This is a genomic window from Micromonospora sp. NPDC048835 (assembly GCF_040649995.1).
In the GTDB taxonomy this organism is placed as follows: domain Bacteria; phylum Actinomycetota; class Actinomycetes; order Mycobacteriales; family Micromonosporaceae; genus Micromonospora.
The window spans coordinates 168,521-182,836 of record NZ_JBEZGM010000014.1 but is presented as its reverse complement, the minus strand read 5'-3'; the positions used below and the strand labels follow the sequence as shown (position 1 = coordinate 182,836).

Below are 14,316 nucleotides of genomic sequence, written 5' to 3'. Positions count from 1 at the left end.
AACCCGAAGATCACCGATGGTTGACCTGCCCCATCTCCACCACCGCCAGGCCGTCAAGACCCCCTGACCAGCCAACTCAGGATGGAACTACCCCCCTGATGTTGCTGCCTGCGGCGGTCGGGAGGCAGCAACATCCCTGATGTTGCGCGGATCTCCAGGGCAGGCGCGCTCGCGAGTAGACAGCACGACGTCAGCGGGCGAGCAGCACCGAGTCCAGCCAGCGGCAGGACCCACGCGGCGCCGTTCCCCACCTCACCCACGACGCGCCCCGTCTAACCCTGCGCCGATCTTGCACTTTCTGTGGCGACAAAAGGTGCCGAAGTCCGCAGATCGGCTACACAAAGTGCAAGATCGGCGGAGCGCGGGGGCGGGGCGGAGCGCGAGGGCGGGGCGGAGCGCGAGGGCGGGGCGGAGCGCGAGGGCGGGGCGGAGCGCGAGGGCGGGGCGGGGGGCGGGGGCGGGGCGGGCTGGACATGGCGACGGGCGCCGCTCCCGGTGTTCCCGGGGGCGGCGCCCGTCGTACTGCTGAGCTTTGGCGTCAGTTCCTGTCGACGTCGCTCGCGGTGTCCTCGCGGTAGCTGGCGCCGCCGTCGGACTCGCTGGTGAGCGGCTTGGCACCACCCTCCGGCGGGCCGGCCAGGCTCTGGCCGCCGGCGGCCAACTCCGGGAACTTCGCGTCGAACGCCGGCCGCTCGGAGCGGATCCGCGGCATCTTGTCGAAGTTGCGCAGCGGCGGCGGGCTGCTGGTCGCCCACTCCAGCGAGTTGCCGTGACCCCAGGGGTCGTTCACCTCGACCACGGGGCCGGTCTTGTACGACTTCCAGCAGTTGTAGATGAACGGCAGCGTCGAGATACCGGTGATGAACGCGCCGATCGTGGAGATCGTGTTCAGCGTGGTGAAGCCGTCACCGGGCAGGTAGTCGGCGTACCGGCGGGGCATGCCCTCGTTGCCGAGCCAGTGCTGCACCAGGAACGTGGTGTGGAAACCGATCATGGTGAGCCAGAAGTGCACCTTGCCCAGGCGCTCGTCGAGCATCCGGCCGAACATCTTCGGGAACCAGAAGTAGATGCCCGCGAAGACCGCGAACACGATGGTGCCGAAGAGCACGTAGTGGAAGTGCGCCACCACGAAGTACGAGTCCGACACGTGGAAGTCGATCGGCGGGCTGGCCAGCAGCACACCGGTGAGACCACCGAAGAGGAAGGTGACCAGGAAGCCGACGGCCCAGAGCATGGGCGTCTCGAAGCTGATCTGGCCCCGCCACATGGTGCCGATCCAGTTGAAGAACTTCATACCGGTCGGCACGGCGATCAGGTAGCTGAGGAAGCTGAAGAACGGCAGCAGCACCTGGCCGGTGGCGAACATGTGGTGCGCCCAGACGCTCATGGAGAGCGCGGCGATCGCGACGGTCGCGGCGACCAGACCCTTGTAGCCGAAGATCGGCTTGCGGGAGAAGACCGGGATGATCTCGCTGATGATGCCGAAGAACGGCAACGCCACGATGTAGACCTCGGGGTGCCCGAAGAACCAGAACAGGTGCTGCCAGAGCATCGGCCCACCGGTTGCCGGGTCGTACACGTGCGCGCCGAGGATGCGGTCCGCGGCGAGCGCGAACAGCGCGGCGGCCAGCAGCGGGAAGACCAGGATCACCAGGAGGCTGGTGACCAGGATGTTCCACGTGAAGATCGGCATCCGGAACATGGTCATGCCGGGCGCACGAAGCGTCAGCACGGTGGTGATCATGTTCACGGCGCCGAGGATGGTGCCCAGGCCGGAGATGGCCAGACCCATGATCCACATGTTGGCGCCGACGCCGGGCGAGTGCTCGACACTGCTCAGCGGCGCGTACGCGAACCAGCCGAAGTCGGCGGCGCCACCCGGGGTGATGAACCCGGCGGTCGCCATCGTCCCGCCGAACAGGTACAGCCAGTAGGCGAAGCTGTTCAGTCGGGGGAAGGACACGTCGGGGGCGCCGATCTGGATCGGCACGATGTAGTTCGCGAAGGCGAACACGATCGGCGTCGCGAAGAACAGCAACATGATCGTGCCGTGCATCGTGAAGAGCTGGTTGTACTGCTCGGGCGACAGGAACTGCAGCCCGGGTCGGGCCAGCTCAGCCCGCATGACCAGAGCCATCAGGCCACCGATCATGAAGAACGCGAACGCGGTGATCATGTACATGATCCCGATCTGCTTCGCGTCCGTGGTTCGCAGCAGCCGCGCGATGGCCGACCCCTTGACCGGCTCCCGGACCGGCCAGGGCCGGGTCACGACCGGCTTGGGTGCGACGGTGGTCACGAGTGGCCTCCGGTTCTCGGTTGTCCCGCTCGGCACACGCTGGTTATCGGCGGGCCGTCATCCGCAAGGAGGATAGTCCCCGGCAGGTCGCAGCGCCGCGTGGGGTGGCGTGACACGATCTACTACGGGCCTACAGCGGGCCGAGCAGGAGCCGGTAGTGCTCCCCGAAGATCCGGTCGCCGCGCCCGCGCAGCAGCGGGTCGCGCAGCGCCGGCGGCACGTCCCTGGTCCGGTTGCGGTCCCGGGTCCGGTCGGCCACCCATCGGGTACGCGGGCGGCGGCGACTCTCGTACGCCACGAGCGCGGCCTCCACGCTGTTGGCGGCGCGCAGCGACTCGGCAAGCACCACGGCGTCCTCGAGCGCCATGGCCGCGCCCTGGGACAGCGTCGGCGCGGTGGCGTGCGCGGCGTCGCCGACAAGCAGCACCCGCCCCCGGTGCCAGCGGCCCAACTCGACCTCGTCGGTGATCCCGACGTGCACCGTGTCGAGCGCCGCCAGCACCTCGGGGACCGGGCCGCGGTAGTCGGCGAAGAGGTCCCGCAGCCGGGCGAGGGGGTCGGCGGGCTCGTCGGTGCCGGCCTCGTCGGCGTAGAGGTGCAGCCGCCCGGCACCGATCGGCACCATCAGGAACCCGGAGCGCTGGCCGAGCAGGGCGGTCCACTCGGTGACCGGCGGGCCGTCGCGCAGGACGGCCCGGTAGACCACCTGCCCGACCGGGCGCGGCGGCCCGCCGAGCGCGGCCAGCGCACGGACCGAGGAGCGCGGCCCGTCGGCACCGATGACCAGGTCGTACTCGGTGGTGGTGCCGTCGGTGAAGGTGACGCCGACCGCGCCGGGAAGCAGGTCCAGGGTGCGGACCTCGGCGCCGTGCCGGACCGCGCCGCCGGCGCCGCTGAGCAGGACCCGGTGCAGGTCGGACCGGGGCAGCGCCCGGCACTCGCCGACGCCGGCCCACAGGGCGTCCAGGTCGACCTCGCAGAGCTGCGCGCCGGCGGCGTCGTAGAACCGCTGCCGGTGGATCACCTGCCCGACGGGCCGGACCGGGTCGTGCAGGTCGAGCCGGTGCAGGGCGCGGGCGGCGTTGCCGGGGAGGTAGAGGCCGGTCTCGGTGGACTCCCCCGGTGGCAGCTTGTCGGTGACGTCGGGCCGGAAGCCCGCCAGGCGCAGCGCCCGGGCCACGGCCAGGCCGGCGATGCCCGCGCCGACGACGAGGATGCGCAGGGGGGAGCCACCCATGGTGGTGTACGCCTCCGGAGGGGGAGCGGCACGCGTTGGAGGCAACACGCTACTCGGAGCGATCGGCGCACACCAGGCCCAATCGGTCGGCACCCCGCCGCCCGTCGGCGACCCGCGCCGCTTGGCTGGCCGTCCGTGGCCAGCCGTCCGGCGGGCCACGGCATTCCCCACAATTCGCCAGTTCGAGTCGCACGGTTGCGCGACAGTTTCAGACATGTAAATGTGTCGTTGAGCGTGGGAGCGCTCCCGCACTGCCCCACCACATCCGGCGCCCGGCACGCGCCGAGTCAAGGAGCGTCATGAAACGTCGTATTCGAGCCCTGGCCGCCGCCGGGTTGCTGGTCGCCAGCTCGCTGGTGGCCGTGGCCTTCGGTGGCAACGCCTCCGCCGACACCCTGATCTGCGACCAGTACGGCTCGACCACCATCCAGGGCCGCTACGTGGTGCAGAACAACCGCTGGGGCACCACCGCCCAGCAGTGCATCAACGTCACCAACAACGGCTTCGAGATCAGGACGCTGAATGGCAGCAGCCCCACCAACGGGGCGCCCACGGCGTACCCCTCGGTGTTCTTCGGTTGCCACTACACCAACTGCTCCCCCGGCACGAACCTGCCGATGCAGGTGAGTCAGATCAGCAGCGCCACCAGCAGCATCTCCTACCGGTACGTCAGCGGCGCCACCTACAACGCGTCGTACGACATCTGGCTGGACCCGTCGCCCAAGCGGGACGGGGTGAACCAGATGGAGATCATGATCTGGCTCAACCGGCAGGGCTCGATCCAGCCCATCGGCTCGGTGGTCGGCACCACAAACCTCGCCGGCCGCACCTGGGAGGTCTGGCGCGGCAGCAACGGCTCCAACAACGTCATCTCCTACGTCGCACAGTCGGCGGTCTCCAGCCTGAACTTCAGCGTGCTGGACTTCATCAACGACACCCGCAACCGGGGCGCGATCACCAACTCCTGGTACCTGACCAGCATCCAGGCCGGTTTCGAGCCGTGGCAGGGCGGCGTCGGCCTGGCCGTGACGTCGTTCTCGGCCAACGTCAACGGTGGTGGCCAGCCGCCGACCAACCCGACGACCCCGCCGCCGAGCGGTGGCGCGAGCTGCGCGGTGAAGTACACGGCGAACTCGTGGAACAACGGCTTCACCGCCGACGTGCTCGTCACCAACACCGGGTCCAGCGCGATCAACGGCTGGACGCTCAACTACTCGCTGCCGAGCGGGCAGACGGTCACCAGTGCGTGGAACGCCACGGTGAGCCAGAGCGGGTCAGCGGTGACCGCCCGCAACGTGGGCCACAACGGGTCGATCGCCCCCGGCGGCACCGCGAGCTTCGGCTACCAGGGCAACCTGAGCGGGTCGTACTCGTCGCCGACAAGCTTCTCGCTCAACGGGGCGACCTGCTCCCGCAACTGAGCCGACACCACCACCACGACGGCGGGGGCGCGACCTGGACGGTCGCGCCCCCGCACGTCACTGATCGCGGGTGAAAGAATCACGCTTAACTATGCATTAATATTACCTAAGTACCTTTTGGTGAATGTCGGCTTTAACGTCATTTCGGCACGATGTTCCGTCGTCGATCGTTGTCTTCCTGATCGCGATCCCGTTGTCACTCGGCATCGCTGCCGCCTCCGGGGCGCCGCTGCTGGCCGGGCTGATCGCCGCCGTCGTGGGCGGAATGGTCGCCGGCACGCTCAGCGGCGCGCCGCTCCAGGTCAGCGGGCCAGCGGCCGGGCTCACGGTGATCGTCGCGGGCACCATCGTCGAGTTCGGCTTCGCCGGCACCGCCGCGATCGTGACCGTCGCCGGGCTGCTGCAGATCCTGCTGGGAATCACCCGTCTCGGGCGGGCCGCGCTCGCGCTGTCGCCAACGGTCGTACACGGGATGCTGGCCGGCATCGGCCTGGTCATCGCGCTGAGCCAGGTCCACGTCGCGCTCGGCGGCGCGCCCCAGAGCTCCGCGTTGGCGAATCTCCGTGACCTACCCGGCCAGATCGCCGACTACCACAGCGTGTCCGTGCTGCTCGGCGCGCTGACCATGATGCTGTTGCTGGTCTGGTCACGTCTGGTCAAGACCACGATGCTGCCGGCGACCCTGGTGGCGGTGGTGGTCACCACAGTGGTCGCGACAGCCCTTGATGCCGACGTGGAGCGGGTGGATCTGCCCGCCGACCCACTGAGCGCGATCACCTTCGCCCGCTGGCCCGACTCGTCGCCGTGGGAGGTTCTGCCGGCCGTCCTCACCATCGCCCTGGTGGCGAGCGTGGAATCTCTCCTCTCGGCGGTGGCCGTCGACCGGATGCACCACGGCCCACGGGCGAACCTCGATCGTGAACTCATCGCCCAGGGCGCCGCGAACGCCGTGTCCGGAACGCTCGGTGGCCTTCCGGTCACCGGCGTCATCGTGCGCAGCTCGGCGAACGTCGCGGCCGGTGCACGCACCCGCGCCTCGACCATCCTGCACGGAATCTGGATCGCCGGGTTCGTGATGGCCGGTGCCGTACTGCTGGAGATGATTCCGATGGCCGCGCTCGCCGCGGTCCTCGTGGTGGTCGGCGTACGGCTGGTCAGCCTCGCCCAGATCCGCACCTACGCCCGGCACCGGGAGCTGCCGATCTACGTGATCACCGCGGTCGGCGTGGCCGCCACGGACCTGCTCATCGGGGTCGGGCTGGGCATGGCGACGGCGGTGCTGTTCATGTTGTGGCGGCTGGCCCGGTGCGAGATCCACGTCACCGAGCCGAAGCCCGGCAGCTGGCTCGTGTCGATCATCGGCACGCTCGCCTTCGTCGCCTCCGGACGGCTCACCCGCCGACTCGCCGCCCTGCCCCCGCGGCAGCACGTCGAACTCGAGCTGCACCTGGACTATCTCGACCACGGCGCGTACGAGACCATCCGCGACTGGCAGGCGTCCTACACACGAGCCGGTGGCACCGTCCACGTCGACGAGGTACACGGCTCCTGGCTTCATCGTGCCGGCACCGACGGGCTCGGCACCGGCAAACGCACCTCCCCGTGCGTGACTCGGGGTCGTCGGTCCGCGGATGCGCAGGAGCCGGCCCACCACGAGGTGCCGCCGCCGCGGTCCACGCCGATCCCGTGAGGTCGGGGCATCCCGCGCCCGGGAAATCGAGTCGATGAACCCGAGCCGGAGCGGGTCAGCGGTGACCGCCCGCGTAGCCGAGGGCTTCACCCAACAGTGCGAGGACCGTGGCGCAGAAGGCGTCCCCGGTCGGGTCGGCATGGGCGACGAGCGTGAGCGCGGTCGCCGAGCCTGGCTGACCTTGTCGAGGTCACCCGGATCGAGTTCACCTTCCGCGCAGGCATCATCGGTGCCCAGAAAGGCACCGGGGTTGTCGGCGGCGACCATGGTCAACGGCGCGAACTTGCTCATCAGGACGACGATCCGGGTCCCGCAGACCGTGGCCGCTTCCGGCACTTCGATCCGCCCGTACTGAGCGGAGTCTTGAATGTCCTGCTCAACCCCGCAACTCGTCGCGAAGCGAGAATCGATGCGTCTTTTGTCACGATCCCCCTGCCCGGGCGTCATCGCTCGCCATCACCCACCCCGGGGGGATCCTCCTCGGCGACCTCCCACCCTGGCTAGATCCACTCGGGATCCTTGACGTCGGGGCATCCTCGCACGTGGGACACCCCGACTTCCGGAAAGTCGAGTCGATCAAGCCGGGCCGGGCCGGGCCGGGCCGGGGCGCGGCGCGCCGGGTCAGACGCGGGTGAGGCGTACGGCGTCCGCGACGACCAGGCCGGTGGCGTTGCTCCACCGGCTCACGCCCACCCGGTTGGCGTCACCAGCGGGCAGCGTGAACGTGCCGAGCACCCGCCACTGCCCGCCGGTGGCCCGCTGGTCGACGCGGACGGTCTGGTTGCCGGTGCTGGTGGCGACGATGTAGGGAGCGGCGCTGTTGTAGCCCGAGTTCGCCGGCCACCACGCCTCGACCCGGTAGTTGCCGGCCGCCGGAACGTTGAACCTGTACCACGCGACGTCGCTCGCGGCGACCGGGTCCGCGTAGCGGTAGTCGGCGCCGTAGCGCTGACTGGAGTACGACGACACGCCCCAGTTGGCGCTGGCGGTGAACCGACCGCTGGTGGCGTTGTCGACCGTGGATGACCACGCCGTGCCGCCGCCGACCATCCTCGCCGCAACGTCGGCGCGCATGACGTTCAGGTCGATGAACGATGGGTCGATCTTGCCGGTGGTGCTGGTCTCCCGGTGACCCCGGGCGTAGCTGCTGTCCCGCCCGAGCCGGGTGAGCACGGCGGCGGTGGCCGCGAGCGACGCGTTGTACTGCGCGGCCGTCATCTCTTGGTTGACGCCGTTGTAGTCGATCTCCCACCCGATCATCAGGGTGTTGCCGTCCCCGGCCGGAATCGGCCCGCTGCCGCCGCTGACCCCGGCGTGGTTGCAGCGGCCGGCGGAGATGACGTGGAAGACGCCGTTGTAGTCGACGAGCGCCTGGCACAGCGGCCCCGGCAGGTCGGACCGGCCGTTGATGCAGATGCCGAGCGCCGGGTGCGGGTTGCTGGCGCTCGACGTCGAGGCGGTGTGGTGCCAGAGCACCCCGATCGGGTCGAAGGAGCCTGGTCGCATCCGGTTGAGCCAGTCCCCCTCGACCACCACCTGGACCCCGGCGGCGCGCAGCACGTCCACCAGCCAGGGAATCGTCGCCATCAGGCGTCCTGGAGCAGGTCGGCGAGGCACTCGGCCTTGGGCGCGGCACCGGCCGGGGTGGGTCGGACGGCGACTGTCAGCGCAGCGACCACCAGGGCGGGGAGGCCGAGCACCCCACGGCGACGCAGACGGACGGACGGAATTCGGGCCATGGCGATCCTCCAGCGACGGCGGGTACGAACGGATCGACGAACGTGATGACGGGCACGCTATACCGTCACGGACGTCGATGTCGATACCCTTCATCACTGGGTCACGCGGTGAAGGAAACCACCGCCTCAGTCCTCGCCGAGCGCGTCGATGTCGCGCATCTCCTCGGCGGTGAGCGAGAAGTGGAAGACGTCGAAGTTCGCGGTGATCCGCTCCGGGGTCACCGACTTCGGAATCGCCACGATCTCGTGGTCGATGTGCCACCGCAGCACCACCTGGGCCGGCGACACGCCATGCGCGGCGGCGATCCGGACCAGCACCGGGTCACTGAGGTCGCTGGTCTTGAACGGGCTGTACCCCTCCAGCACCACGCCCCGGTCCCGGTGCTCGGCATGCCGCTGCCGGTCGTACAGCGCGGGGCTCCACTCGATCTGGTTGACCGCCGGGTTCTCCTCGGTGGACTGGATCAGCTCGTCGATCTGTGCGGTGCTGTAGTTGCTCACGCCGATCGCCCGGGTGAGGTTCTCGTCCCGGGCGGCGATCAGCTCCCGCCAGAGCGGGATGCTGTCCGTCGGCGACGACGGCGGCCAGTGGATCAGCCAGAGGTCCAGGTGATCGACGCCGAGCGCCTCCAGGCTGGCCTCCAGCGTGGCGCGCTCCTGACCCACCCGGTTGGGTGGGAGCTTGGTGGTGATGAAGATGTCGTCCCGGCGCAGCCCGCTCTCCCGCACCGCGCGGCCGACCTCCCGCTCGTTGCCGTACACGGTGGCCGTGTCGAGGTGCCGGTAGCCGGTGTCGAGCGCGGCCAGCACGGCGTCGTAACCGGCTTGGCCGGTGGCCTGCCAGGTGCCGAAGCCGAGCAGGGGCATCCGCACATCACCGGGGAGCAGGGCGGTGGGCTGGTCGGTGAGGTCCATGAGGTCCGTTCTACCCCGCCGCGCGCCCGGCCGCCGAGTGAACCGGACACTCGGGCGTCCAGCGCACCGGTCCGGTTTGCCGGAGAATGCGGGTGTGACCGACCGGCTGGAGGAGTACCGGCGACGGCGGAACGCGGCCCGTACGCCGGGGCCGGTGCCGCCGGAGGGCCCCCTGCCGGCCGGCAGCCGGGTAAGGGCCTGCCGGCGTGGTCGCCAAGCGACTGGGACCCGGTCTACCAGCCGGGGCGGCGCAGCCGGCACTGGCTGCATCGACGTTGTCTGACGGCGAGGAGCGACGTGTACCTGACCCACCTGGACTGCCCGCGCTGCGGCAAGGAGTACGCCGCCGACCAGCTACAGAACCTCTGCGAGTGCGGGTCGCCGCTGCTGGCGCGCTACGACCTGCCGGCCGTGGCGAAGGCGGTCACCCCGGAACGTTTTCCGCTGCGACCGGCCGACCTGTGGCGCTACCGGGAGCTGCTGCCGGTCGCCGACCCCCGGCACGTCACGACGCTCGGCGAGGGCTGGACGCCGCTGCTGCGCGCTCCGGCGTACGGCGCCGAGATCGGCATCGCGGACCTGATGGTCAAGGACGAGGGGCTGGTCCCGACCGGCTCGTTCAAGGCCCGGGGCGCGGCGGTCGGGGTGAGTCGGGCCCGCGAGCTGGGCGTCGAGCGGATCGCGATGCCCACCAACGGCAACGCCGGTTCGGCCTGGGCCACGTACGCCGCGCGGGCCGGAATGGGCGCGACGATCGTCATGCCGCTGGAGGCGCCGAGCATCTGCCGGCGCGAGTGCGTCGCCGCCGGTGCCGACCTGCGCCTGGTCGACGGGCTGATCAGTGACGCCGGCCGGCGGGTCGCCGAGCTGATCGCGGAGGCGAACGGTGCGATCTTCGACGCCGGCACGCTGCGCGAGCCCTACCGGCTCGAGGGCAAGAAGACGATGGGGTACGAGATCGTCGAGCAGCTCGGCTGGCAGGCCCCCGACGTGATCATCTATCCGACCGGCGGTGGGGTGGGTTTGATCGGCATCCACAAGGCGGTGCACGAGCTGCGCGAGCTGGGCTGGATCGACGACAAGCTGCCCCGGTTGGTGGCGGTGCAGTCCACCGGCTGCGCGCCGATCGTGCGGGCGTTCGCCGCCGGCGAGGACCGGGCACAGCCGTGGGCGGACGCGCACACCGTGGCGTTCGGCATCACCGTGCCGGCGCCGCTCGGCGACGAGCTGATATTGAACGCGCTGCGGGAGTCCTCCGGCACGGCTGTCGCCGTCGACGACGCGGACATCCTGGCCGACCTGCGGGACTTCGCCGCCCGGGAGGGGCTGCTGCTCTGCCCGGAGGGGGCGGCCTGCCTCACCGCGGCCAAGCAACTGCGCGCCGGCGGGTGGATCCGGGCCGGCGAGCGGGTGGTGGTGCTCAACACCGGCGCCGGGCTGAAGTATCCGGACACCGTCGACGTCTCCGGCGTACCCGTGCTGGGGTGAGGTGACGGCACCCCGCGGACCTGGCGGTCCGCGGGGTGCCGTCGTGCCGGTCTACTGGTAGGTGATGTCCGAGGGCGAGTAGAAGCAGTTGACGCCGTCGGCGCCCTCACCGATCTTGGTCGGCTCGCTGCCCTTCGGTACGCCCTTGTACTTCACGCAGATCGAGGTCTCCCGGTCCTCGTCGCCGACGATGGTGATCCGGCTGAACCGGGCGGTGTCGCCCCAGTTGGTGTTGATGCCGGCGATCGCGTCGGTGTCCCGGACGAGCACGTTGTCGATCACCACGTGCCGCTGGTACGACGTGGAGCAGTTACCGCAGGCCCGGTAGAGCTTCCCGGCGTTCTCCACCCGGAAGTTCCTGATGTAGACGGTGCCCGAGCCGTTGTGCTGGAAGACCTTGTCACTGGCCGAGCGGGCCCCGCCGCCATCGACGGTGTACGTGGTGCCGCCCCGGAAGGTCGCCGCGTCCTCGCCGACGTCCTCCCACCAGACGTTGATCAACGTGCAGTTGCCCTCGCAGTGCACGCCGTCACCGGCCGGAGCGCCAATGATCACGTTGCGCAGGGTGGCGCCGGCGGCCAGCTCGAACATCGGGTCCTGGCTCTCGCTCTGCCCGCCGTCACCGATGCCGTAGTAGCGCTTGAGCCCACCGTCGAACGTGCCGGACACCGGGATGGTGGCGTCCACCTTCTGGCTGCTGGTGGGCGTCGGCCAGCCCGACGGCGGCGGGGTGGTGGTGGGTGGTGGCGTGGTGGTGGTCGGCGGCGGCGTGGTCGGGGTGCCGCCCCCGGACGAGTCGACGAGCACGTCGTCGAAACCGCCGCTGGCGTACGCGGTGACCAGGCCGATCCGGCCCGCGGCGGCCAGGCTGTTGCTGCCGGACGCGATCTGCGTGCCGTTGACGAAGCCGCGGATCGTGCTGCCGCTGGTCTCGATGCGCAGGGTGTACCAGGTGCCGGTGCCCACCCCGAGCGAGGCGGAACCGATGGTCGTGACAGAGCTGCCGTTGACCGCCTGAAGCTCGGCCCGGCCGGAGCCGAGCAGGGCCAGCCGGTACATCTTGGTGCTGCTCGTGGCGCGGGCGGCGAGCCCGACCAGGGCGCTTGACGAGCCGAAGCTCGTCGGCCGGACCCGGGCCGACACGGAGTAGTTGGTCCAGCCGGTGTCGCCAGCGAACTGCCGGGCCAGCTCACTGCCGGCGTTCGACTGGTTGAGCACGCCGGAGCCGTCGACCGCCCAGGTGCCACCGGACTTGGACCAGCCGGAGGTGTTGCCGTCACTGAAGTCGTCGCTGAAGACGGTGGCCGCGAGGGCCGAGGTCATGCCGGCGGCGAGGGCCGCCACGGTCACGCCGGCACCCAGCGCCAGCAGGAGTGGTCGGCGGCCGGGGAGTCGTCTCTTCTGCACAGGTGTCCTCCTTGACGCATGTGGTGGTGATCCCTCGGCGGCGGTACCGAGACGTGTCGGTACGGCGTGCTGCGCGCAACGGGATCGGTGTGCGGTCCCCGCCGGACGCCCGGATCCGAAGCGAGGTGAAGCGGGATCAAAGACCTGGGGAAAGGGCTTTCCCGCACCTTCGAGGCTAGGACCGCACAAGCATCAGCGTCAATGCCTGGCGCTTGCAGGTCTGTTGCAGGATTCGCGGCACCCAGACGCGTGCGAGCGGAGTCGACGGGCCACTGCCGGACGGGAACGGCGCGGCGACCGATCAGTAGCTGTTCGGCTCGCTGATCCGCCAGGCCGCGTTGATCAGCCCGATGTGCGAGAGCGCCTGCGGGGTGTTGCCGAGCTGCATCCCGGTGGACAGGTCGATCTGCTCACTGAACAGTCCCACGTCGTTGGCGTACCCGACGACCCGCTCGAAGAGCGCCTCGGCCCGCTGCTGTTCACCCGTCATCACCAGGCACTCCACCAACCAGAAGGAGCACAGCAGGAACCCGGCCGGGTCGGTCGTCCAACGCCGCAGCAGACCCTCCTCGGTGCCCAGCTCACGCTCGACCATCGCAATCGTCGAGCGCATCCGCGGGTCGGTGGCTGGCAGGAAACGCGCCACCGGCAGGGCGAGGACCGAGGCGTCCAGCTCCGCCGAACCGAACGCGCCGGTGAACGCCCCGATCCGATCGTTCCACCCCTCACGCAGCACGGTGTCGCGGATCTCGTCGCGGACCCGGGCCCAACGGTGCGGATCGGCCCGGTCACCGAGCCGGTCGGCGAGCCCCACCGCCCGGTCCATGGCCAGCCAGCACGACACCTTGGACGACAGGTAGTGGCGCTCCTCGTCGCGGGTCTCCCAGATGCCCCGGTCCGGCATACGCCACGTCGCGGCCACCTGCTCGGTCAACCCGAGCACCATCTCCCGCAACTCGTCCTCGAACGTCGCACCGAGGTAGTCGCGCAGCCGCCACACCGCCGACACCACCTCGCCCGGCACGTCGAGCTGCCGCTGCCGCCAGGCGTCGTTGCCGACCCGCACCGGCCTGCTGTCGCGGTACCCGCGCAGGTGATTGCAGTGGTGCTCGGAGAGGTCGCGCTCGCCCTCCAGGCCGAAGAGCACCGGCACCGGCTCATCGCCGAACCGGCCGATCGAGCGGGTCGCCCAGGCGAACAGCCGGGACGTCTCCTCCGGGCAGGCCGCCACCCAGAGCGCCCGCATCGTCAACGAGAAGTCCCGCAGCCAGGAGTAGCGGTAGTCGTAGTTCCGGTCGCCACCGATCTGCTCTGGCAGCGAGGAGGTCAGCGCCGCGGCGACCGCGCCGCTGCGGGAGTAGGTGAGGCCGGTCAGGACCGTCGCGCTGTGCGTGACGAGTTCGGGATACCGGCCGGAGTAGGTATGGGTCTCCCGGTACGCCTCCCACGCCTGCGTCGTCTCGGCCAGGGCGGTCAGCGGGTCCACCCGCACCGGTGGGTCGCCGTACGCCTCGCCGTACGCGAGGTCCATCCCGATCACCTGACCTGCGGAAACCTCGAACTCGTGGGTCACCCGGTCGAGCCCCGCCCGCAGGTGCAGGCCGCCGGCGCGCAACAACAGCACGACCGGGCCGGCGCCGGCGAGCACCCCGCCGTCCGGCTGCTCGTGCAGGTACGGCGTGAGGAGGCCGTACTCCGGGCGGGGCGCGAAGTCCAGCGCCATCCGCACCCGCCCGGAGAGCCCCTCGACCACCCGGATCAGCACGGCGGGTGAGTTCTTGCCCAGCTCGTGCGCACGGGCGCCGGCCTCGGCGGCGAGGGCGTCGGTGACCGCCACGCTGCCGTGCGGGGTGTGGTGCACGGTCCGCAGCACCAGCGAGTCCGGTCGGTACGCCCGCTCCGTCCGGTGACCCGGGCGTCCGACACCTACCGGCGCGAGCCGGAAGTGGCCGCCCCCCGGGTCGAGCAGGCGCGCGAACACGGACGCCCCGTCGAACCGGTTCGGGCACCACCAGTCGATCGAGCCGTCCTTGCCGACAAGTGCACCCGAACGAGAGTCCGAGAGGAAGGCGTAGTCGGAGATCGGCGGCTGCTCCACCCGCCGGGGGTACCCGCATCGG

10 protein-coding genes are annotated in these 14,316 nt (G+C 70.4%); 3 read left to right on the top strand and 7 right to left on the bottom strand.

The genetic code is table 11. The features are described from left to right. Positions 1 to 538: 538 nt before the first annotated feature. Together ctaD and AB0C15_RS19075 are read right to left on the bottom strand one after the other, a co-directional pair. Positions 539 to 2,299 carry a cytochrome c oxidase subunit I gene (gene ctaD / locus AB0C15_RS19080; protein WP_357353616.1) on the bottom strand — a complete coding sequence of 587 codons (1,761 nt, stop codon included), beginning with the start codon at positions 2,297 to 2,299 and terminating at the stop codon, positions 539 to 541. Positions 2,300 to 2,429: 130 nt separating this feature from the next. Further along, positions 2,430 to 3,536, bottom strand: a complete 1,107-nt coding sequence (locus tag AB0C15_RS19075; protein WP_357353614.1) for an FAD-dependent monooxygenase — start codon at positions 3,534 to 3,536, stop codon at positions 2,430 to 2,432. A gap of 299 nt (positions 3,537 to 3,835) precedes the next feature. On the opposite strand from AB0C15_RS19075, the gene AB0C15_RS19070 reads away from it, so the two are divergent. Continuing rightward, the gene (locus tag AB0C15_RS19070) at positions 3,836 to 4,957 is read left to right on the top strand and encodes a cellulose binding domain-containing protein (RefSeq protein ID WP_357353612.1); all 1,122 of its coding nucleotides are present in this window, start codon (positions 3,836 to 3,838) and stop codon (positions 4,955 to 4,957) included. A 124-nt stretch (positions 4,958 to 5,081) separates the two neighbouring features. Beyond that, entirely contained in the window at positions 5,082 to 6,647 is a 1,566-nt protein-coding gene (locus AB0C15_RS19065; RefSeq protein WP_357353610.1) for a SulP family inorganic anion transporter, read from the top strand. A 621-nt stretch (positions 6,648 to 7,268) separates the two neighbouring features. Here AB0C15_RS19065 and AB0C15_RS19060 read toward each other — a convergent pair. The 3 genes from AB0C15_RS19060 to AB0C15_RS19050 form a co-directional block, all read right to left on the bottom strand. Beyond that, positions 7,269 to 8,234 (bottom strand): N-acetylmuramoyl-L-alanine amidase, encoded by a 966-nt coding sequence (locus tag AB0C15_RS19060; protein WP_357353609.1) that lies wholly within the window; start codon positions 8,232 to 8,234, stop codon positions 7,269 to 7,271. Further along, the gene (locus AB0C15_RS19055; protein WP_357353607.1) at positions 8,234 to 8,386 is read right to left on the bottom strand and encodes a hypothetical protein; all 153 of its coding nucleotides are present in this window, start codon (positions 8,384 to 8,386) and stop codon (positions 8,234 to 8,236) included. Before AB0C15_RS19055 ends, AB0C15_RS19060 begins: the two co-directional genes overlap by 1 nt. A gap of 126 nt (positions 8,387 to 8,512) precedes the next feature. Beyond that, on the bottom strand, positions 8,513 to 9,301 hold the full coding sequence (locus AB0C15_RS19050; RefSeq protein ID WP_357353605.1) for an aldo/keto reductase: 789 nt from the start codon (positions 9,299 to 9,301) through the stop codon (positions 8,513 to 8,515). Positions 9,302 to 9,598: 297 nt separating this feature from the next. Between AB0C15_RS19050 and AB0C15_RS19045 the strand changes: the two genes are divergently transcribed. Further along, a complete protein-coding gene (locus AB0C15_RS19045) occupies positions 9,599 to 10,789 on the top strand; it encodes a threonine synthase (RefSeq protein ID WP_357353603.1) in 1,191 nt (396 codons plus the stop codon). 51 nt (positions 10,790 to 10,840) lie between these two features. Here AB0C15_RS19045 and AB0C15_RS19040 read toward each other — a convergent pair whose 3' ends face one another. Together AB0C15_RS19040 and AB0C15_RS19035 are read right to left on the bottom strand one after the other, a co-directional pair. Next, on the bottom strand, positions 10,841 to 12,196 hold the full coding sequence (locus tag AB0C15_RS19040) for a pectate lyase (RefSeq protein ID WP_357353601.1): 1,356 nt from the start codon (positions 12,194 to 12,196) through the stop codon (positions 10,841 to 10,843). A 301-nt stretch (positions 12,197 to 12,497) separates the two neighbouring features. After that, the gene (locus AB0C15_RS19035; protein ID WP_357353600.1) at positions 12,498 to 14,294 is read right to left on the bottom strand and encodes a glycoside hydrolase family 15 protein; all 1,797 of its coding nucleotides are present in this window, start codon (positions 14,292 to 14,294) and stop codon (positions 12,498 to 12,500) included. Positions 14,295 to 14,316 lie beyond the last annotated feature (22 nt).